General features: G+C 76.3%; 16 protein-coding genes. 5 read left to right on the forward strand and 11 right to left on the reverse strand.

Annotated elements, in window-relative coordinates:
- The first annotated feature begins 5 nt into the window (after window positions 1–5).
- Entirely contained in the window at window positions 6–332 is a 327-nt protein-coding gene (locus tag JE024_RS01255; protein WP_205371775.1) for a DUF8820 family protein, read from the forward strand.
- 81 nt (window positions 333–413) lie between these two features.
- A complete protein-coding gene (locus JE024_RS01260; RefSeq protein ID WP_244882492.1) occupies window positions 414–1463 on the forward strand; it encodes a DUF6745 domain-containing protein in 1050 nt (349 codons plus the stop codon).
- A 119-nt stretch (window positions 1464–1582) separates the two neighbouring features.
- Here JE024_RS01260 and JE024_RS01265 read toward each other — a convergent pair whose 3' ends face one another.
- Complete coding sequence (locus JE024_RS01265) at window positions 1583–2002, reverse strand: Fur family transcriptional regulator (protein WP_205371776.1); 420 nt, start codon at window positions 2000–2002, stop codon at window positions 1583–1585.
- Window positions 2003–2232: 230 nt separating this feature from the next.
- Between JE024_RS01265 and katG the strand changes: the two genes are divergently transcribed.
- Window positions 2233–4461, forward strand: a complete 2229-nt coding sequence (katG, locus tag JE024_RS01270; protein ID WP_205371777.1) for a catalase/peroxidase HPI — start codon at window positions 2233–2235, stop codon at window positions 4459–4461.
- Between the two features lie 119 nt (window positions 4462–4580).
- Here the strand turns inward: katG and JE024_RS01275 are convergent, their stop codons facing one another.
- From JE024_RS01275 to JE024_RS01305, 7 genes are all read right to left on the reverse strand, one after another.
- On the reverse strand, window positions 4581–4769 hold the full coding sequence (locus JE024_RS01275; RefSeq protein ID WP_205376299.1) for a ferredoxin: 189 nt from the start codon (window positions 4767–4769) through the stop codon (window positions 4581–4583).
- Between the two features lie 34 nt (window positions 4770–4803).
- Window positions 4804–5997: a cytochrome P450 gene (locus JE024_RS01280; protein WP_205371778.1), complete on the reverse strand. Its 1194-nt coding sequence runs from the start codon at window positions 5995–5997 to the stop codon at window positions 4804–4806.
- Window positions 5998–6135: 138 nt separating this feature from the next.
- Entirely contained in the window at window positions 6136–7407 is a 1272-nt protein-coding gene (locus tag JE024_RS01285; protein WP_244882494.1) for a vWA domain-containing protein, read from the reverse strand.
- Window positions 7404–8654, reverse strand: coding sequence for an AAA family ATPase (locus JE024_RS01290; protein WP_205371779.1), 1251 nt, complete (start codon window positions 8652–8654; stop codon window positions 7404–7406). Before JE024_RS01290 ends, JE024_RS01285 begins: the two co-directional genes overlap by 4 nt.
- A 158-nt stretch (window positions 8655–8812) precedes the next feature.
- Window positions 8813–10255, reverse strand: a complete 1443-nt coding sequence (locus tag JE024_RS01295) for a hypothetical protein (RefSeq protein WP_205371780.1) — start codon at window positions 10253–10255, stop codon at window positions 8813–8815.
- A gap of 172 nt (window positions 10256–10427) precedes the next feature.
- On the reverse strand, window positions 10428–11708 hold the full coding sequence (locus tag JE024_RS01300) for a DUF8814 domain-containing protein (RefSeq protein WP_205371781.1): 1281 nt from the start codon (window positions 11706–11708) through the stop codon (window positions 10428–10430).
- Window positions 11709–11761: 53 nt separating this feature from the next.
- A complete protein-coding gene (locus tag JE024_RS01305) occupies window positions 11762–12805 on the reverse strand; it encodes a serine hydrolase (RefSeq protein ID WP_205376301.1) in 1044 nt (347 codons plus the stop codon).
- A 435-nt stretch (window positions 12806–13240) separates the two neighbouring features.
- Here JE024_RS01305 and JE024_RS01310 point away from each other — a divergent pair, with 435 nt between their 5' ends.
- Together JE024_RS01310 and JE024_RS01315 are read left to right on the forward strand one after the other, a co-directional pair.
- Complete coding sequence (locus JE024_RS01310; protein ID WP_205371782.1) at window positions 13241–14041, forward strand: peptidoglycan DD-metalloendopeptidase family protein; 801 nt, start codon at window positions 13241–13243, stop codon at window positions 14039–14041.
- Between the two features lie 194 nt (window positions 14042–14235).
- A complete protein-coding gene (locus tag JE024_RS01315; RefSeq protein ID WP_244882495.1) occupies window positions 14236–15225 on the forward strand; it encodes a helix-turn-helix domain-containing protein in 990 nt (329 codons plus the stop codon).
- A gap of 40 nt (window positions 15226–15265) precedes the next feature.
- Here JE024_RS01315 and JE024_RS01320 read toward each other — a convergent pair whose 3' ends face one another.
- The 3 genes from JE024_RS01320 to JE024_RS01330 all read right to left on the reverse strand — a co-directional run bounded on the left by JE024_RS01320 (window position 15266) and on the right by JE024_RS01330 (window position 20154).
- Window positions 15266–17335, reverse strand: a complete 2070-nt coding sequence (locus JE024_RS01320) for a SpoIIE family protein phosphatase (protein WP_372449750.1) — start codon at window positions 17333–17335, stop codon at window positions 15266–15268.
- A 105-nt stretch (window positions 17336–17440) separates the two neighbouring features.
- Entirely contained in the window at window positions 17441–18658 is a 1218-nt protein-coding gene (locus JE024_RS01325) for an MFS transporter (protein WP_205371784.1), read from the reverse strand.
- A 656-nt stretch (window positions 18659–19314) separates the two neighbouring features.
- Window positions 19315–20154: a hypothetical protein gene (locus JE024_RS01330; RefSeq protein ID WP_205371785.1), complete on the reverse strand. Its 840-nt coding sequence runs from the start codon at window positions 20152–20154 to the stop codon at window positions 19315–19317.
- Window positions 20155–20197 lie beyond the last annotated feature (43 nt).

The raw sequence follows: 20197 nt of genomic DNA on the forward strand, positions 1-20197 counted from the left end.
GAGTTGTGTACCGGCAGGGGGACATCCTGATCGTGCCCGTCGCGGATGCGGAGGTTCCGGCGCGGTTGGCCGAAGAGGCGGGCGAGCCGCGGGACGGGCGCGGGCGGCTGGTGCTCGCGCTCGGTGAGGTGACGGGCCACGCGCACGCCGTGCCGGGGCCCGGGCGGCTGGTGCGGGAGGGCGGGGAGTTCGGTCCCCAGCTGCTCCATCTGCCGCAGGGCGGGCGGGTGGTGCACGAGGAGCACGCGGTGATACCGCTGCCGAAGGGCTGGTTCCGGGTGGTTCGCCAGCGCGAGTACGTGCCCGGCGCGGTGCGCGTCGTCGCGGACTGACCGCGCCGGCGAGGACCGCGAGCGGCGCTCCCGCGCCTGTGCACCCCCGACGACCGTGAACACGACTGTGAGGACACCTCCATGACCACCGTTCCGCCCGCCCCCGCCCGGACCGCCGCCCCGGGCACCACCGCCGCCACCGGGCCCCGGGCCGTCGACTGGCGCGGGGTGGTCGCGGCCACCGGGCCGGCCGACCGCGCGGCCGCCGAGGCGGGAGTCCGGCTGGCCTACCGTGCGGCCGGCCTGCCCGAGCCCGGCCGGGTGCTGTGGGCCGCATCGCCGCGCGCGGCGGTGGCTCTGCTGCTCGGCGGCGAGGTCACCGGGCGCAGCGTGCGCGAGCAGGTCCGCACCCGCCCCTGGGAGTCCGAACGTGCCCGTGTGCACGCCGAGTCCGGCCCGGGCGGCTACGCGGCGCTGTGGGCGGCCACGGGTGCCCGGCTGTGGGAGCCGGCCCGTGCGCTGGCCGACCGGATCCGGGCCGGGATCGTCGAGGAGCTCGGCGACACGCCCGACGTGCGGCTGCGGCTGCTCGACGCGGTGCTCGGCCAGCACGACGCGGCCTGGCTCGCGGCGCTGGCCGGCCGGGGCGGCGCCCTGGACGGACTGGCGGCGGTGGCCCGGCACGCCGGCTGGTGGTGGCCGTACGAGGACATCGCGGTGATCTGCGAGCGCCCGGCCGAGCTGCACCGGGACGAGGCGGGCCGGCTGGACCGGGGCGACGGCCCGGCGCTCGCCTTCCCCGACGGATTCGCACTGCACGCCTGGCGGGGCATGCCGGTGCCCGCGGAGTTCCTCGCCGGGCTCGGCGACCTCACCCCCGAGGGCATACGCGCCGAGGAGAACGCCGAGCTGCGCCGGGTGATGCTGGAGTTCTACGGCTACGACCGCTACCTCGCCGAGTCGGGCGCCGAGCCGCTGCACCGGGACGGGACCGGCGTCCTGTGGCGGATCCCGCTCGACGGTGACGAGGACGTGGTCATGGTCGAGGTGGTCAACTCCACGGCGGAGCCGGACGGCACCTTCCGGACGTACTGGCTGCGCGTCCCGCCCGCCACCCGCACCGCCCGCGAGGGCGTCGCCTGGACCTTCGGTCTCGCCGCGGACGCGTACGCGCCGCTGCACGAGACCTGACGGGCACGGCACGCACCGGAACCCGACACCGGCGGCCGGCCGTCGATGCCGGCGGGCCGGGGGGCGGCAACCGGCAGGCGACGGCAGACGGCCGGCGGCAGGAGGCCGCGCTCCGGAGGTCAGCGGCAGGAGGGACAGAGGCCCCGGTAGACGATCCGCACCTCGTCGACGGTGAAGCCGAAGCGCTCGTCCGCCGGGAGCCCGGTGAGCCCCGCGAGGGCGTCGCCCGCGGGGTGGACGTCGCGGATGATGCCGCAGCCGGAGCAGACCAGGTGCTGGTGCGGGCGGTGCGCGTTGGGGTCGTACCGCTTGGCCCGGCCGTCGGTGGAGACCTCCACCACCTCCCCGAGCGCGACCAGTTCGCCCAGGGTGTTGTAGACGGTGGCCCGGGAGATCTCGGGCAGCCTCAGCACGGCCTGGGCGTGCACCTCGTCGGCCGTGAGGTGCACATGGTCCCCGTCGAGGACTTCCGCGACGACGCGCCGCTGCGCGGTCACGCGCCAGCCGCGTGTCCGCAGCCGCTCCAGCAGGTCACTCATATCGGTTCACCCTTTCTGGCGTCGCCGGGCACCGGGAATTCACCCGGAGATGTCCGGAACCCGATGGGGTATGAAACGCGCGAGCTTCTTGACCTGGACTGAGTCCATCGTAGGATCGGTTCCGGCAATAGCCAAGGGAGGCGGAGCACCCGGCGCGGCAGGAGTCCGTTCCCGGAGCGCCTGCGACGTACCCCGCGCACCACGATCCCGCCCGTCCGAAAGGATCCACCATGGTCGAGAACCCCGACGCGATCGTCACCGACGCCAAGACGGAGGAGGGCGGTGGCTGCCCCGTGGCGCACGGTCGCGCGCCCCACCCGACCCAGGGCGGCGGAAACCGCCAGTGGTGGTCCGAGCGGCTCAATGTGAAGATCCTCGCCAAGAACCCGGCCGTGGCCAACCCGCTGGGCGAGGACTTCGACTACGCGGCGGCGTTCACCTCGCTCGACCTGCCCGCCGTGAAGGCCGACATCGCGGAGGTGCTCACCACCTCCCAGGACTGGTGGCCCGCCGACTTCGGCCACTACGGCCCGTTCATGGTCCGGATGGCCTGGCACAGCGCCGGCACCTACCGGATCAGCGACGGCCGCGGCGGTGCGGGAGCCGGCCAGCAGCGCTTCGCCCCGCTGAACAGCTGGCCCGACAACGGCAACCTCGACAAGGCCCGCCGTCTGCTGTGGCCGGTGAAGAAGAAGTACGGCCAGGCGCTGTCCTGGGCCGACCTCATGATCCTCGCCGGCAACGTGGCCCTGGAGTCGATGGGCTTCGAGACGTTCGGCTTCGCCGGCGGCCGCGAGGACGTGTGGGAGCCGGAGGAGGACGTCTACTGGGGCCCCGAGAACACCTGGCTGGGCGACGAGCGCTACACCGGCGACCGTCAGCTCGAAAGCCCGCTCGGCGCCGTGCAGATGGGCCTGATCTACGTCAACCCCGAGGGCCCCAACGGCACCCCGGACCCGCTCGCCGCGGCCCGTGACATCCGTGAGACGTTCCGCCGGATGGCGATGAACGACGAGGAGACCGTGGCGCTGATCGCCGGCGGCCACACCTTCGGCAAGACCCACGGCGCCGGCCCCGCGGACGCCGTCGGCCCCGACCCGGAGGCCGCCCCGATCGAGGAGCAGGGCTTCGGCTGGCGCAACAGCCACGGCACCGGCAAGGGCGGCGACACCATCACCAGCGGTCTGGAGGGCATCTGGACCGACACCCCGACGGCGTGGGACAACAGCTTCTTCGACATCCTCTTCGGCTACGAGTGGGAGCTGTTCAAGAGCCCCGCCGGCGCGCACCAGTGGCGGCCGAAGGACGGTGCCGGCGCCGGCACCGTGCCCGACGCCCACGACGCGTCGAAGACCCACGCCCCGACGATGCTCACCACCGACCTGTCGCTGCGCATCGACCCGGCGTACGAGCAGATCTCCCGCCGCTTCCACGAGAACCCGGCCGCGTTCGCGGACGCGTTCGCGCGGGCGTGGTTCAAGCTGACGCACCGTGACATGGGCCCGGTCGCCCGCTACCTCGGCCCCGAGGTCCCGTCCGAGACGCTGCTGTGGCAGGACCCGCTCCCCGCGGTGGACCACGAGCTCGTCGACGACGCGGACGTCGCCGCCCTCAAGGCGCAGGTCCTCGCCTCGGACCTGACGGTGTCGGACCTCGTGTCCACCGCCTGGGCCTCGGCCGCCTCCTTCCGGGGCAGCGACAAGCGCGGCGGCGCCAACGGCGCGCGCGTGCGTCTTCAGCCGCAGATCGGCTGGGAGGTCAACGGGCCGGACCGGCTGGCCGCGGTGCTGCGCACCCTGGAGGGCGTCAAGGCGTCCTTCGACTCCGCGCAGACGGGCGGCAAGCGGGTGTCCCTCGCCGACCTGATCGTGCTCGCCGGTGCCGCCGCCGTCGAGCAGGCCGCGAAGGACGCGGGCGTCGAGCTCACCGTCCCGTTCACGCCGGGCCGTGTCGACGCCTCGCAGGAGCAGACGGACGTGGAGTCCTTCGCCGCCCTGGAGCCGGCCGCCGACGGCTTCCGCAACCACCTGGGCAAGGGCAGCCGGCTGCCTGCCGAGTACCTGCTGCTCGACCGGGCGAACCTGCTGACCCTGAGCGCCCCGGAGATGACGGTCCTGGTGGGCGGTCTGCGGGTGCTCGGCGCCAACGCCGACGGCTCGCCGCTGGGCGTGCTCACCTCGTCCCCCGAGACCCTGACGAACGACTTCTTCGTCAACCTCCTCGACCTGGGCACCACCTGGACGGGGACGGCCGACGCGAACGTCTTCGAGGCCCGGGACGCCGCCACCGGCGAGGTGAAGTGGACCGGCAGCCGTGCCGACCTCGTCTTCGGGTCGAACTCCGAGCTGCGGGCGCTCGCGGAGGTCTACGCGAGCGACGACGCGAAGGAGAAGTTCGCCCGCGACTTCGTCGCGGCGTGGGACAAGGTCATGAACCTCGACCGGTTCGACCTGGTCTGATCCACGCGTGCGGGCCGGCCGGCGGCGGCCGGTCCGCACGGTTCGCGGGGCGGCGCCGCCCCGCGGGAGCAGCACGACCACGGCCCGGTCCCGCGCACGCGCGGGGCCGGGCCGCCGTGTCAGTGGCGCGGGCCGATCAGGCGGGTGCCGTCACGCACCAGGATCGCCGAGGCCGGGCAGGAGTCCGCCGCGTCGAGGGCGCGTTCGTCCGGGGGGATCCGGCCGTCCACGGGCTCCGCGCGGTCCTCGTCGCCGAGCCGGTAGAGGTCGGGCGCGATCCCGGCGCACATGCCCGAGCCCATGCACATCGCGCGGTCCACCTCCGTGGTCCACGTCACCGCTTCACCACCCCACCGGCATGACCCGCGGGCCGCGCACGAGCATCTGGTTCTTCCAGGCCACGTCCCCCGCGAGGTGCAGCGCGGGGAACCGCAGCAGCAGCGCCTCCAGCGCCTCCTGGAGTTCCAGCCGTGCGAGCGGCGCGCCGAGGCAGTGGTGCACACCGTGCCCGAAACCCAGGTGCTGGACGCCGGAGCGGGTGACGTCGAGGCGGCCGGGCGCGTCGAACTTCAGCGCGTCGCGGTTGGCGGCGCCCACCGCCACGAGCACCGGCTCGCCCGCGCGGACGAGCGTGCCGCCGACCTCCACGTCCTCGGTGGCGTACCGGGGGAAGCCGGCTCCGCTGCCCAGGGGCACGAACCGCATCAGCTCCTCGACGGCGCCGCGGATCAGCTCGGGGCGCTCGCGCAGCAGTTTCGCCTGGTCCGGGTGGTCGAGCAGGGCGTGGACGAAGTTCGGGATCTGGGTGGCCGTGGTCTCGTGCCCGGCGACGAGGATGCCGACGCAGAGGTCGACCAGTTCCTGTTCGTCCAGCCGGTCCCCGGTGTCGCGGGCCTCGATCAGGCCCGTCATCAGGTCCGGGCGGGGGCTGCGCCGGTGGTCCTCGATCAGCAGCCGCATGTAGGCGCGCAGTTCGTCCCGGCTGCGCAGGAACTCCTCGGCGGTCAGGGAACTGGTGGACAGCGCCGCGTCGCTCCACACCCGGAAGCGGGCGCGGTCCTCCTCCGGCACGCCGAGCATGCGGCAGATGACGGCCACCGGGATCGGCAGGGCGAAGTCCTCCACCAGATCGGCCGGCGGCCCCTGCGCCTCCAGTCCGTCGAGCAGGTCGCGGGTCAGGGCGCGGACCGCCGGACGCAGCTTCTCCACCTGGTGCACGGTGAACGCCTTGGCCACCAGGGTGCGCAGCCGGGTGTGGCCGGGCGGGTCCATGCTGAGGATGCCGCTGTCCTGGCGTCCCTCGGACTGGCGGGGTTCGTCGTGGCGGAGGGCTTCGGCACGGCTGAAGCGGCGGTCGCCGAGGACCAGCCGCGCGTCCGCGTACCGGGTGGCGAGCCAGGCGGGCTCGCCGTAGGCGAGCTGGACCCGGATCAGACCGGGGCTCTCCCGTGCCCGGCGGTAGGCGTCCGCCAGCCCCAGGCCGTCCGGCTCGTTGAACGGGTAGGGGACGGGCGTCTGTTCGGCCGTGGCCGTCATCGTGTGTCTCCCTGTGTCGGCGGGGTCCCGGGTGCGGAGTCCGGGGCCGGTGTCCCGAGAATCGGCCGCGGCGGCCGAGGGGGTCAACAGCGCCTTGTCGGCCACGGCCGCGCGGCTCCCGGGCGGGCGGGAGGCCGCTCACCGGCCGCCGGACGGCGTGCCGATCTCCACCACCCGGGCCCAGGCGGGCGGCGGGTCGGGTACGGCGTCGGGGTCGTCCTCGTCCCAACCCGCGACGGGGTACGGCCGGGGGAACAGCCCCACCACCGTCCGGCACGGGGGCCGCCGGTCCGGCCAGGGCGTCTGGCCGTCGGTCAGGACGACCACGACGTCGGGTCCCGGCCGGGCGGCGAGCGCCCGGGCGAATCCGCTGCGCAGGTCCGTGCCGCCGCCGCCCGTGAGCGGGATGCCCTCGGCGCGGCACAGCGGGTGGACGACGCCGGCCGCGGCGTCGCAGGAGATCACGCCCACCAGGTCCCTGCGCCCGCCCACGGCGCGGGAGATGGCGGCGATCTCCAGCAGCGCGCTGCCGAGTTCGGTGTCGCCGACGGAGGCGGAGGTGTCGACGACGACGGTGACCCGGGGCGGTCTGCGGCGCAGGGCGGGCAGGACGGCGCCCGGCACCGCGGCCGACCGCCGCGACGGCCGGCCGTAGGTGTAGTCCTCCCCCGCTCCGGACGCGGAGGCCGCCGAGCGCAGGGCGGCTCCCAGCAGGTCGCGCCAGGGCTGCGGCGGGTGGAACGCCTCCTCGGCCCACCGGCGCCACTGGCGGGATCCGGTGCCCGGCCGGCCGGTGATGCCCTGGGCGACCCGGAAGCGGACGGCGTCGCGTTCCTGGGCGCTGAGTCCGTGGGCGCCGTCGGGGCCGAGGTCCCAGTCGCGTTCCGCGCCGTCGGCACCGCTGCCGCAGTCCAGCCAGGCGAGGTGCTCGGTGACCGGGCCGAGGCGGAACTGGCGCAGGTAGTCCTCCATGAGCTCCCCCGGGCCGAGTCCGAGGTCGCCCGGCAGGACGGCGCCGCCGGGCCGTTCCAGTCCGTCGCCGAAGACGTCGTCGTTGATCTCGCAGTCGGCGGCGATGTTCATGCGCAGGCGCTCCGCCGGTCCGAAGGCCCCGGGGCCTCGGGCGTAGCGGTCGCTGCGCCCGTGGTGGTCGCGCAGCAGGTGGGAGACCTCGTGCACCCACACCCCGGCCAGGTCCTCCACCGGTGTGCGGTCCACGAACAGCGGTGAGGCGTAGCACCGCCAGTGCCGGTCGACGGCCATCGTCGGGACGCGGCGGGAGGCGACGGGGTGGAGGGCGAACAGCGCGGTCGCCAGATAGGGCCGGGCCCGCACCGCGTACAGCCGCGCGGCGAGGAGCTTGTCCAGATCCAGCGCTCCGGCGGCGTCGCCGGTCACCGGGGCCGTCACCGGCCGGCCCCGGCCGCGGCGCGGGCCGCCGCCCGGTCCGCCGTGCGCGACAGGGCGACCGCCCCGGCGAGCTGCTCGACGGCCGCGGGCACGTCCCAGTCGTCCTGCCGGAGGGCGGCGAGGGTGGTGGCGGGGACGACGACGAGGTCCGGGGCGCCGGTGCGCAGGGCATGGACGAGCAGGGCCCAGGCCGCGTCCCAGCGGGCCCGGTCGGGGCGGGCTCGGACGGCGGCGACCACACCGTCGAGCGCGGCCTGGCGCAGATCGCCGCGTTCGGGCAGCTCGGCGCCCTCGGGGTCGGCGAGCAGTGTCTCGGGGTCGGGCAGGTCCATCCGGTCCATGCTCGCGAGGAGTTCGAGGCCGGCGCCGTCCCCGACCGTTCCCCTGACCAGCTGGGAGAGGACCTCGCGGGAGGATCCGGCCGCGGTCGCGAAGGCGATCAGGGCGATGGTCGCCTCCCAGCTCCGGGGCGAAGGCCAGGCACCGCCGCGCCGGGTCTCGCTGCCGGGCAGCCGGTGCACGAGCGCGGGGCGGGCGGTCAGCAGCCCGCACACGGCACGCCGGGCGAAGGCGACCGCGCCGGGCAGCTTCGCGGGGTCGAGCCGGGGCGGTGTGGCGCGGGGCCAGGTCCCGCCGAGGCCGCGGACGACGACGTCGTGGTCGTGGGTCCACTGGAGGTGGACGAAGCGGTTGGCGAGCGGAGGGCTCAGTTCCCAGCCGTCGGCGGCCGAGGAGCGCGGGTTGGCCGCCGCCACGACCCGGACGCCGGGCGGCAGGGTCAGGGCGCCGATCCGGCGCTCCAGGACGACCCGGAGCAGGGCCGCCTGGACGGCCGGGGGCGCGGTGGACAGCTCGTCGAGGAACAGCAGGCCGCGCCCCGCCCGGACGAGGCGCACCGCCCAGTCGGGCGGTGCCATCGGGATGCCCTGCTCCGCCGGGTCGTCGCCGATGACGGGCAGCCCGGAGAAGTCGGACGGCTCGTGGACACTGGCGATCACCGTCGTCAGGGGCAGGTCCAGCGCGGTGGCGAGCTGGGTGAGCGCCGCGGTCTTGCCGATCCCCGGCTCGCCCCACAGCAGGACGGGCAGGTCGGCGGCGACGGCGAGGGTCAGGGCCTCCAGCTGGTCGTCGGGCCGCGGTTCGGTGGTGCTGTCGCGCAGCAGGGCCAGCAGCTCACCGGCGACGTCGAGTTGCGGCACGGAGCCGGGAAGGGTGCCGGCGGGGGTTGCGGACGGGTACGAGGGCATGGGTGATCACCTGTGGGTCGGTCGAGGGCCGGTGCGGCCGTGGACGGACGGCCCGGGGACGCGGGCCGGGGCGGGGCGGGCGGGTACGCGGGCGGCCCGTGGGGGCCTGCTCCCGCGGCACAGGGCGCGGGGCATCGCGGAGGGACGGGTGGGCGAGGTCAGCGGTGGGCGAGGCGTGGACGGGTGCGCGCGCCGTCCGGGCGGGGGCGTTCGAGGACGCCGCGGTCGCGTCGGCGGCGTCCCCGGCGGCGCCGCCCGGCCGCGGGGGCCGGTGTCGGCACGGGACCGTCGCCGATCAGGCCCGCCCGGTACAGGCCGTAGGTGATCCTGCGCCGGGCCGCGTCGTGGAGTTCGTCGAGCAGCGGGCCGTCGGGGAGGACCGCGGCGGATCCCAGCAGGGCCTCGACGACGGCCAGCGCTCCGCCGGTGTCGCCGTGGTCCAGCCGTTCGCGGATGCCGGTGAGGCCCTGCGGCCGGCGGTGCGCCTCGTCGATCGCCCGCAGGCAGGGCAGCGGCGGGCCGCCCAGCGCGGCGAGGAGTTCCTCGCGCCGGATCTCCGCCGGGTCGTGGTCGACGGCGGTGAGCACCCCGTCGACGAGCGCGATCCGGTGCCGGGCGCCGCGGCAGTCGACGGCATCGGGCCGTCCGTCCCGGTCCGCTGCCCCGTGCGGGCCGGGCGGGGTGTGCTCCGGCACCAGGGCGGCGGCGACCAGCGGGTGCAGCGCGCCGGGCGTGATCGCGCCGGTGCGCAGCAGTTCGACGTCGGGCGGCACCCAGGTGGCGGCGTCGGGCAGGACGGGAAGCGCCGCCGAGCCGCGCCCCGGTGGGGCGGGCGTGATCCGTGTCCGGACAGGATCGCCGGGCAGGGCACCGCCTTCCGTTGCCAGCAGCAGCCGGTGACGGGCCGTCAGCCGGACGAGGACGCCGCCGCCGGGCAGCCCTTCGGAGCGGAGCAGGATCCGCGCCTCGTCCGCCCAGCGGTCGGCGGCACACGGCCGTCCCCCGCCGTCGGCGGGCGGGAGCGGGGCGTCGTCCGCCGGCGCTCCGGACCCGGCTCTGGTGCGCAGCTCACCGCTCCGGCGGGCGTCCCACAGATGGCGGTGGAGGTCCAGGCGGAAGCGGGGGCTCGGGTGGGGATGGGGGTGCGGTCCCGCGCGGGCGCCGGTGCGGTCGGCGTCCCACAGCGCCAGGCCGATCCGCTGGCCGGCGTCCGCCCAGGCGGGCGGGGTGCGGGCCACCAGGTGCACGGGCCGCGGCCCGCCCCGCCCGTGGGTCTCGTACCGGCCGAGCGAGACGGTCAGGCCGGGGCGCAGCAGTCCGTCGGGCGCGATCCTGGGCATGTGCCAGCGGAGCAGGTCGGGGGCGAGATGGCGGAGGTCGTCCCGCAGCGCGGCGGCGAACTCCCTGCCGTACTCCCGTGCCAGCGGGCGGAGCCGGAGGTCGGTGTCGATGCCCGCGGCGGCACAGGCCCCCGCCCAGTCGCCGGTGAGCCGGCGGGCGGTCGCGGTCTCGATCATGGTCGCGGGCACGGCGTAACGGCGCACGCCTGCCCAGAAGGACGTGGTGGGGTGGACTCCGCCGGCGGCGGGCGAGGCTGTCATCAGCACTCACCTTGCGCGGACGGGACCCCCGATCTGTGCGGAGGGAAAGGGTTCATCGCGGGGAGCGTAGCGCCGCCGCCGCCCGGGTGCCACGGATTTACGGGCGGCGGCACCGCGGGCCGCGGGGGCCCGGGTGCCGCCGCCGTCCGCACGGCCGCGGGGGGGGTGCGGTTCAGCAGGTCGGGACGCCGGGGAGCCAGCCCTCGGGGACGTCGATGTAGATGTTGGAGACGTAGCCGCCGTAGTCCGGCAGGTAGGACCAGGCATCGTTGCTGTAGCCGTCGATCTGCACGAGCTGGCCGCGGACCTGGCACTGGACGCGGACGGTGGTGGGGCCGGCGAGCTGGGCGACCCGGGTGGAGGCGGTGGTGGCCTGCTTGCGGATGTTGACGCCGGTGCCCCAGGTCGGGAAGGAGCGGGTGGCCGCGCCGTCGCCGGTCCACAGGTAGGTGACGGTGACCCAGCCGTTGTCGCCCAGGCCGACGTTGTAGAAGGTGCCGTCGGCGAGGTCGATGCCCGCCGGGTTGAGCACCCGGCGGCCGAATTCGTCGCGACCGCCGTTGTACCCGTTCTCGTAGGCCGCCTGCGCCTCCGGCTTGCCCTGCGGCAGGTCCTTGAAGGTCTCGCGGACGGAGGAGGGGTTCCAGTGGTCGTCGTGGGTGTTCCAGGGGCCGACGTCCCAGACCGGCGCGGTCTCGCACCGGGCCGGGCCGCAGACGCGCACGGAGTACTCGGCGCTGCCCTTCGGGGACAGCCCGCGCCGCGACGGGAGGGCGACGAAGTGGTCGTTGGGCACGATCACATGACCGTTGGCGGTGGTGCCGCCGACCAGGCCCTCGCGGGTGGCGAACACCCGGGCCGAGAACGGCGCGGCGGCCGCGGCGGACGTCTCGGCCCCGGCGGCGGGGGCGGCGAGTTCGGCGCTCAGGCCGAGGCCGTGGATCTCCGGGGTGGTGCCCGCCGGTGCGCCGACGAGCGTGAGGCGGGCCTGGACCTCGGTGACGGCCCGGGGCAGGACGGCGGGCCGGCCGGCGCGCGCCTCGCGCCACTCGGTCCAGCGGCCGAGGCCGTCGCGGCCGCGGACGTCGACCGCAGTCCTGGTGCCGGCGGGTGCGGTGGCGTCGAGGTCCACGGCGATCCGGTTCACGGCGCGGTCGAGCACCCGGGCGGGCAGCACGGCCGTGCCCTGGCCCTGTTGGGCCCGGACCGAGGCGGGGCGCAGGCGGCCGTCCCGCAGCCGCAGGGAGCCGTCGGCGCGGCTGATGTTGGCCTCGTCGCCCGTGCCGGCGGTGAGGTCCGCACGCCAGGACACCGGCCCCGGGGCGCGGTTCGCCCCCGGGCCCTCGGCGGCGGCGGGGCCGGAGCCGAGGGCGAAGGCGGAGAGGGCTGCCAGCGACACGGCGTACACGGGCAGGCGGCGGCGCGCGGAGCGGGGTCTGTCGGTGCGGCGCATGGTGCGCCTCCTTCGGGTCGTGGGGGGTGCGGGGAGCTGCGCGGCGGGGCGGTTCAGGGGCAGTCGGGGACGCCGGGCAGGGTGTTGCCGGGCGAGCTGATGTAGATCTGGGTGATCCAGCCGCCGTACTGCGGCAGATACGCCCACCAGTCGTTGTCGTACGGGGGGACGGTGACGCGCCCGCCCCGGCCCTGGCAGCCCACCAGGACCTCGACACCGGCCGGCAGGGTGGTCAGGTGGGCGGAGCCGGTGTCGGCCGCGGCCCGGACGCGTACGCCGCTCCCCCAGGTGCCGAACCGGGTGCCCGTGGGGCGGACGGCGCCCGGCACGTCGAGGGAGTCGGTGAGGCGGGTGACCTTGCCGTACGCGGTGCCGTAGGGCGTGCCGTCGGGGTGGAGGGTGAGGACGGCGACGACGGTGCGGTCGCCGGGGCCGACGGTGCCGGTGGTGTGGAGCGCCTCGGACACCAGGTCCAGGGCGGCGGCGCGGGTGCCGGGGGCGGACACCGGGGCGGGCGTCCGGGCGGCGCGGGACGCGGGGGTTGCGGTGCAGCCGCCGGAGGTGAAGCCGGACCAGCCCTGCTTGACGGCGTGCGGTCCGTCGAAGGCGGAGGGGATGCCGAAGTACTGGTCGAAGCCGTCGTTCCCGCAGCGGGTGGCGGCGTGCAGCGCGTCCATCACGAACGTGCGCACGGGGGCCGGCGCGGCGTCCAGGATGTGGCGGTAGACGCGGACGGTGTCGGCCGCCGTGGTCGCCGTGTAGCCCCAGTAGCCGGGGTGGGTGGCGGGCGGCGGGACCGTGCCGGTGAGGCCGAGGCGGGAGGCCGTGCGGGTGACGACGGCACTGCCGCCGCGGGTGGCCCAGTAGTGGCTCGCCGCGGCGTCGTCGCTGCTGCGCAGCATGGCGGTGAGGCGCACCCGGTCGGCCTCGGGCAGGGCGGCGGGGCCGCCGTCGCCGAGGACGTCGAGGGCGAGCAGCAGCTTCACCAGCGAGGCGGACCGGAACTGCCGGTCGGCCTCGTGGAGTTCGGTGAACCTGCCGGTCTGCCGGTCGTACACGGCGACGCCCGCCGTGGTGCCGGCGGGGATCTCGGGCATGGTGCGGGCGTCCGTTCTCTCGGCGGCCGTTCTCTCGGCGCCCGCTTCGGCGGCGGTCGCCCGCTCGGCGGGGCCGGGCGCCCGGTGGGGTGCCGGGGAGGCGGCGGCCGGTCCGGTGAGCAGGGCGCCGAACAGGACGAGCAGCGCGGCGGCGGCAGGCACCGTGCCGCGCCGCCGGGGTGCGCCGGGCCGGTGATGCTGGGGCATGGGTCGGAGGCTCCTCGGGGGCGTGGGGGGGCTGATGGGCCGTCGGACGTGCGGTGCGCGGACGCCAGCGTGAGGAGGACCGGCGTCCGGCGCAAGGATTTCGTTCCTGGTCGAAGAAGCCCGTCGCGCGCTTGTCAGGGCATCGTCCTCCCGTTACGTTCCCGACGTCTCACAGCGCCCCCGTCCGGCGCGTCGCCGCCCGGCCTCCTCCCCCACCTAGGAGCAATCGTGAGGTTCCTCAGACGACTTCCGGCCCTGGCCGCCGCCGCGCTGCTGGCGCTGGCCGGTCTCTCGGCATCACCGGCGCACGCCGGGGAGGCCGCGGTGACGGCCGCGCCCGCCTTCAAGGCGCCGTACCCCTGCGGGCAGCGGTGGACCTACAGCCACCACTCGGCGGAGGTCCGCCGCGCCCTCGACTTCGTGCGCGCCGACGGCGGCGCGACGGCGGGCACGCCGGTGCTCGCCTCGGCGGCGGGCACGGCCACCCGGCACTCCCAGCCCAGCGGCGCCGGAAACTACATCGTGGTGGACCACGGCGGCGGCTGGAAGACGTACTACTTCCACCTCGCCGCGTACTCGGTGGCGAACGGCGCCTGGGTGGGCCAGGGCCAGCAGATCGGCACCACCGGCAGCACCGGCAACTCCTCGGGCGCGCACATCCACTACGAGCAGCTCTACAACGGTGTGGGCCAGAACATCGTGATCAACGGCGCCGGGCTGTCCTACCCGGGCAGCTACCACCAGGCGTACCTGACGAGCGACAACGGCTGCGGCGGGAGCGGCACCCCGTTCTCCACCTGGGGCAGCGGTGTCAACGTCCGTGCCGACGCGCGGCTGTCCGCGGCGGTCGTGACCACGCTGGGCGGCCCGACGGCCGTGCGGGTGCTCTGCCAGAAGCAGGGCGACACCGTCAACGCGGAGGGCTACACCAACAACTGGTGGAGCAAGCTCCGCGACCAGAACGGTTTCATCAGCAACATCTACATCGACCATCCCAGCGCCCAGCTCCCCGGCGTGCCGCTCTGCTGACGCGGCGCCGGGCCGCCGGCCGGCGGCGGTGCACGGGGGCGGGACCGTCCGGGCGGGAGCCCGGCCGGTCCCGCCGGCACGCGCACCGGCGACGGCCGAATGACATGGCTGCGCCAAGCGCGCGACGCGCATAGACTGCCGCTCGACCGGCGCCGTCAGGCGCCCCTGACCACCGGGGGTGCGCAGTGCTGCGGGTGGACTTCACCAGCCAGGAGCTGGTCCGGCTGCGCGTCGCCGCCGGCGTGGACCCGCTCTGGGAGACCGCGCTCAGCCTCCATCTGCTCCAGAACCGGGCCGCCCCGCTCACCTTCGGGCCCTGGCGCCGCGAAGTGGGCGCGGCCCTGCGGCGGTCCGGACTGCTGCCGGCCGCCCACGACCTGATGCGGCTCTGCCCCGACGGCGCGTACTTCCCCGACTTCCTGACGCCCGGACGCGGGGACGCCGACATCGACACCGCGCTCGACCTGCTGCTCGCCACGCCCCGGCAGCGGCTGCTCGCCGAACTGACCCGGCTCCACGCCCACACCCGGGGCCCGGTCCCGCCGGGCGTCCGGCTGCTCGCCGACGGCTGTCCGAAGGCGCTGCGCCGGCTCGGCACCTCACTGCGCGCCTACTACCGCGTCGCCGTCGAGCCCTACCTCCCCGCGATGCGGGCCGAGGCCGCGACCGACCGGGCGCAGCGGGCCGATGCGGCACTCGCCCACGGCGCCGAGGGCATGCTCACGGGCTACGACGACCTGCCCGGGTGGGAGTACCGGCAGGGGCGCCTGAGCGCCCCGTATCCCGTGGACCGCGCCCTGCTGCTGCGCGGCAGGGCGCTGACCCTGGTGCCGGCCTTCTTCTGCGTGCGCGCGCCGCTGGTCCTGGTGAACGAGTCGCTGCCGCCCGTCCTCGTCCATCCGCTCGCGCCCGCCCCCGGCTGGCTGGAGCGGCGGCGCGGCGCCCCGGCCGGGCCGGCGGCGCAGCTCATCGGCTCCTCGCGCGCCGAGCTGCTGCGGATGCTGAACCACCCCATGACCACCACCGACCTCGCCGCCGCGCTGCGGCTCGCCCCCTCCACGGCGAGCCGGCACGCCTCGGTGCTCCGCGACGCGGGCCTGCTGCTGTCGCACCGTCAGGGCCTGCGGGTGCTCCACCGCAGGACCCGGCTGGGCGAGGCGTTCCTCGACGGCGGCCTGGGCTGAGCCCGCGCGGACGTTGGTGCCGTGGGGCGGACGCCGGGGATCAGGCACCCGTCTGCGGACGGACCATCAGCACCGCCACGTCGTCCTGCGCCGGGCCCGGCAGGAGTTCGCCGAGCACGCCGTCGCACAGCGCGTCCAGCGGCCGGTCGTGGTCGCGCAGGGCGGCGGCGAGCTTGGCCATGCCGTGGTCGAGGTCCTGGCCGCGGGTCTCGATGAGGCCGTCCGTGTAGAGGGCCAGCACGCTGCCCGGGGGCAGTTCGACGTGTTCGGCCCGGAAGTCCTGCCCGCCGGTGCCGAGCGGCGTGCCGGACGAGCCGTCGAGGAAGGCGACGGACCCGCCGGCCGCGACGACGGGCGGCGGATGCCCCGCCCGGGCCACCAGGCAGCCGCCGGCAGCCGGGTCGTGCACCGCGTAGACGCAGGTCGCCATCTCGTCCTCGCCCATGTCGGCCACCACCGCGTCCAGCGAGCGGAGCATCCGGGCGGGGTCCACGTCGTGCCGGGCGAGGGTGCGCACCGCCGTGCGGAGCTGCCCCATCACGGCCGCCGCGCGCACCCCGTGGCCGACGACGTCCCCGATGACGAGGCCGGTCCGGCCGCCCGGGAGGGTGATGGCGTCGAACCAGTCGCCGCCGACGTCGTGCTGGCCGGCCGGGAGATAGCGTCCGGTGAGTTCGAGTCCGACGACGGCGGGCAGCGCGCTGTTGGTCAGGCTGCGCTGGAGGGTGCGGGCCGCCGCGCGCTGGCGGGTGTACATCAGCGCGTTGTCGATGTTGAGGGCCGCCCGCGCCACCACCTCGTCGATCAGCACCGCGTCCTGGCCTCCGAACGGTTCCCGGCCGGCGAGCCGCGTCACGACGACGGCGCCGAGCACCTTGCCGCGCGCCACCAGCGGGATCAGCCGCGCCGATCCCAGGGTCATCAGGTACTCGCGCAGCCGGTCGGCGCGCGGATCGGTGACGAGCGCCGGCACGTCGGCGCGGCCGAGGTCCATGGGGCGCCCGTCGGCGATGACTCGCTCGTAGAAGGACCCGCCGGGGATGCGGGAGGTCATGCCCGCCACCAGCCGGGCCGTGGGCGCGGACGGGTCGGGGAAGCGCGCGGCCATACGGCGCACCACCCCGCGGGTGGACGCCGCCGACTCGTCGGGGGCGATCAGCTCCTCGAGGAGATGGACGTCGGCCGAGTCGGCGAGCCGGGGCACCAGGAGCTCCACGACCTCCTCGGCCGTCCGCGTCAGGTCGAGGGTGGTGCCGATGCGGGTGCCGGCCTCGGCGAGCAGGGCGAACCGGCGCCGCGCGCGTTCGGCGGCGGCCGCCGCGCGCTGCGCGTGGGTGACGTCGATCAGCGAGGCGATGACCCCGAGCGTGCGCCCGCTGCCGTCCACCAGCGGCGCGTACGAGCAGGACCAGGTGCGGTCGCGGTCCGGGTCGGCGGGGGTCCGGCCGGTGCGGCGGACGTCGACGACGGCCCGGCCGCTCTCCATGACCTCGCGCATCATGGCCTCCAGCGCGACGGCGTTCACCCCCGGCACCACGTCGGTGAGCCTGCGCCCCAGGTGCTCCCGGGCGGAGACCCCGTTCATCCGGGCCAGCGCCTCGTTGACGCGCAGGAAGCGCAGATCGGTGCCGAGGGTGGCCAGGCCGATGGGCGACTGGGTGAAGAGGCTCTCCAGGGCGGCCAGGGAGTCGCGCATCCGCAGGACCTGCGAGGTCTCGACGGCGATCAGCAGCGCTCCGGCGCGTCCCTGCGCGTCGGCGGCCGGGACGATCCACATCTCCATCGTGACCGGGTGCCCGCCGCTGTGGCGCACCGAGAGGGTGCCCACCACCGTCTCCCCCGCGTGGACGCGGCGGGTGAGCTGGTCGGCGAGCTCCCGGTTGCCCTCGGGCACGAGCAGCTCCGACGCGGGCCTGCCGAGCACGTCCGCGGACCGGTGTCCGAGCAGGTCCTGGGCGGCCAGCGACCACTCGACGATGCGGCCCTCCGCGTCCTCGCGCCACAGGGCGATGGGGAGCAGTTCGCGGAGCACACCGGCGTACCCGACAGCGTCCAGGGGCACGTCCGGTGTCCGGCCCGTCCGGGAGTCCGCGTCCAAGGTCGACCTCACAGAAGGGAACTTCTCGTACGAAATCACCCTATCCGAGACCACCGGAACGGACCGTGAGCGATGCCGGACGCCGTCCGGTGCCCCGGGGCCCCGCCGGGCGGGCGGTCAGCCGGCGCCGCGGGGCGCGGTCCGCGCGAGCCAGGCCCCGGTGAAGGCGGCCAGCACCGTGACACAGGCCGTGAAGGTCAGGCCGGCGTCCCGCAGGCCGAGCCACACGGTCAGCGCCCCCACCCCGATGACGGGCAGCGAGATGCCCGCGTAGGCGACCACGAAGAAGGAGGAGACCGTCGCGGCTCGGTGTGCCGCGGGGGCGGCGTCGCCGACCGCCGTCAGTCCCGCGCGGAAGGCGAGGCCCTGGCCGATGCCGCCGCACACACCCCCGAGCACCAGCAGCGGCAGGGACTTCGCCCACAGCGAGGAGCCGACCAGCAGCAGCCCGGCGACCAGCACCAGACAGCCCAGCGGGAGGGCGGCCCGGGCCCGGAAGCGCCCGGTCAGCGCCTGTCCGGCGGTCGAGGCGAGGAAGACGCTGAAGACGACGACGCCGCAGACCGCGAGGTTCTTCTCGCCGAGGGTCTCGGCGAGGAAGCTCGGCGCCACGGCGGTGAACAGCCCGAGCAGGCTGAAGCCGGCGAAGGCCGCCATGGCGGCGGGCGCGAAGACGCCCCGCACCTGGGGCGGCACGTACAGGCCCTGCGGCTCGGGCCGGGCGCCGGGACGCGCGTCCGCGACCGTCTCCGGCAGCGCCAGCACGACGACGGCCGCGACGGCCAGCAGGGCCAGATGCGCCAGGAAGGGCAGGGTCAGCGGCCACGGCGCGTACTCGGCCAGGAAACCGGCGAGCAGCGGGCCGCAGCCGAGGCCTCCCATGTTCGCCGCCGTCGCCGCGAAGCCCGCCCGCGAGCGCCGGCCGGGGGGCGCGAGCTCCATCACGGTGACGGTGCCCGCCCCGCTGAGCAGCCCCGCCGAGAAGCCGGACAGCAGCCGGCCCGCGTAGAGGAGCGTCAGCCCCTCCTCCAGGAGGAAGCAGACGGCACTGGCCGCCGCGAACGCCAGCGCGCAGAACAGCACGGGGCGCCGCCCCGCCCGGTCGGAGTGGTTGCCGGCCAGGAGGAGGGTGAGGATGACGCCGGCCGCGTAGGTGGCGAAGACCAGGGTCACCGTCAGCTCGGAGAAGCCGAGCTCCTCCCGGTAGAGGCCGTAGAGCGGGGTGGGGAGCGTCGTGCCGGCCATCCCCGCCGCGAAGACCGCGGCCGCCGCGAGGTACCCGGGGCGTCGGCGGGAGGTGCGGGTGCTGCTGGCACGCGGGGCGCTTCGGCTCATGCGGCTCACCCTAGGCACGCCCCGCCCCCGCTCCCGGCACCCGCCGCGCGGGCGCGGCCGGGGGCCTCCCGGCGGGGGGGCCGGGTGGGCGGACGGCGGGGCGCCCCCGGCCCGCCGCGGGCCCGCGAAGGGGCCCGGCCCGCCCGGTCCGAGGGGCACTGCCCCTCAGCCGACAAGCCCGGCACGGGCCGGACCCGGAACCGGAGACGCAGCTCACCGGGGGGTCTGCCGGACGGCCCCGGCTCCATGCCCCGGCCGGGCCGGCCGCCGCGAGCGGGCGGCACGCGGGACATCGCCAGGCTGCGCCGGCGCCACCCCGGCACGGGCCGGGCGGGAGCCGGAGCCGCCACACGCGCGGCCCGCACGCGACGAGTCGCGCGCCGCGGCCCGGAACGCAACGGGACCGCACAGCAGCCACCGCGGCCCGCACGGGACACGTGGGCGCCGCAGGCCCCGGCACGGGCCGGGCGGGAGCCGGAGCCGCCACACGCGCGGCCCGCACGCGACGAGTCGCGCGCCGCGGCCCGGAACGCAACGGGGCCGCACAGCAGCCACCGCGGCCCGCACGGGACACGTGGGCGCCGCAGGCCCCGGCACGGGCCGGAGCCGATGCCGGGTCCGGGGGCCGGGGGCCGGGCCCCGGCACAGGCCGGGGGTCAGCGGGTGCGGACGGCGGTGACCGTGAAGCGTTCGACCTCCGCGACGTGGCCGCCCGTCGAGGCGACGACGGTCAGGACCGGGTCACGGGCGCCGGAGAAGGTGACCGTGGACGTCCACGGCTGGTTCCGGCCGCCCGCCGAGAGGCAGCAGGTGGTGCCGAGGACCTTCTCGGTGGACGGCTGGCGCACGTCCACCCGGACGGACTCGTCGACGCCGGTGATCCGCCCGCCCGCGCGCAGCGGCGTGCCGACGGTCGCGCCGTAGGCCGGGGAGGTCAGCGAGAAGTCCGCCTCGTCGGTGCCGACCACCTCCCAGGGCGCGTCGGGACCGGCGCCGTAGCGCACCAGATGGATGACGGCCGCCGTGCCCGAGCCCTCGGTGCCGCTCGGCCCGACGCCGACGCGCGCCTCCCGGCCGGTGACGTCCCGCGAGGTGACCCGGTCGATCCCGGAGAAGCCGAGGTAGCCCTGGGTGAAGGAGAGCGCGGTCTGCTCCGGGTCGCGGTGCCAGGGCTGGCTGCCGTCGGAACGGAACGCGCGCTCCCAGCTCCCGGCCTCGGCGAGGGTGGCGAACGGCCACAGCGGCTGGAGACCGGGGAAGCCGGGCAGCGCCTCGCCCCGGCCGGTGGGCGCCGTGGAGGGCGACGGGGTGGCGGGAGCGTCGTCCGCCGTGGGAGGCGGCGAGGGCGAGCCGGTCCCGGTCGGCGAGGCGGGTGCCGGGCCGGTCGGGGAGCCGGCCGTGTCGCCGGCGGCGTCGGATCCGGAGCATGCCGCGGTGAGCACGAGAAGCGTCGCGGCGGTCAGGCCGAGGAGCCGGGGCGGGAGCCAGGTGCGCATCGATCCCCCAGGGAGGCTGTGCGGTGGGTCACATCGGTCGTAC

Origin of the sequence: Streptomyces zhihengii, assembly GCF_016919245.1 — a bacterium.
Taxonomy (GTDB): Bacteria; Actinomycetota; Actinomycetes; order Streptomycetales; family Streptomycetaceae; genus Streptomyces; species Streptomyces zhihengii.

Coding starts and splice junctions, on each gene's coding strand:
- JE024_RS01260 (WP_244882492.1), top strand. CDS start 414: ATGACCACCGTTCCGCCCGCCCCCGCCCGGACCGCCGCCCCGGGCACC.
- JE024_RS01265 (WP_205371776.1), bottom strand. CDS start 2,002: ATGAGTGACCTGCTGGAGCGGCTGCGGACACGCGGCTGGCGCGTGACC.
- katG (WP_205371777.1), top strand. CDS start 2,233: ATGGTCGAGAACCCCGACGCGATCGTCACCGACGCCAAGACGGAGGAG.
- JE024_RS01275 (WP_205376299.1), bottom strand. CDS start 4,769: ATGTGCATGGGCTCGGGCATGTGCGCCGGGATCGCGCCCGACCTCTAC.
- JE024_RS01280 (WP_205371778.1), bottom strand. CDS start 5,997: ATGACGGCCACGGCCGAACAGACGCCCGTCCCCTACCCGTTCAACGAG.
- JE024_RS01290 (WP_205371779.1), bottom strand. CDS start 8,654: ATGCCCTCGTACCCGTCCGCAACCCCCGCCGGCACCCTTCCCGGCTCC.
- JE024_RS01295 (WP_205371780.1), bottom strand. CDS start 10,255: ATGACAGCCTCGCCCGCCGCCGGCGGAGTCCACCCCACCACGTCCTTC.
- JE024_RS01300 (WP_205371781.1), bottom strand. CDS start 11,708: ATGCGCCGCACCGACAGACCCCGCTCCGCGCGCCGCCGCCTGCCCGTG.
- JE024_RS01305 (WP_205376301.1), bottom strand. CDS start 12,805: ATGCCCGAGATCCCCGCCGGCACCACGGCGGGCGTCGCCGTGTACGAC.
- JE024_RS01325 (WP_205371784.1), bottom strand. CDS start 18,658: ATGAGCCGAAGCGCCCCGCGTGCCAGCAGCACCCGCACCTCCCGCCGA.
- JE024_RS01330 (WP_205371785.1), bottom strand. CDS start 20,154: ATGCGCACCTGGCTCCCGCCCCGGCTCCTCGGCCTGACCGCCGCGACG.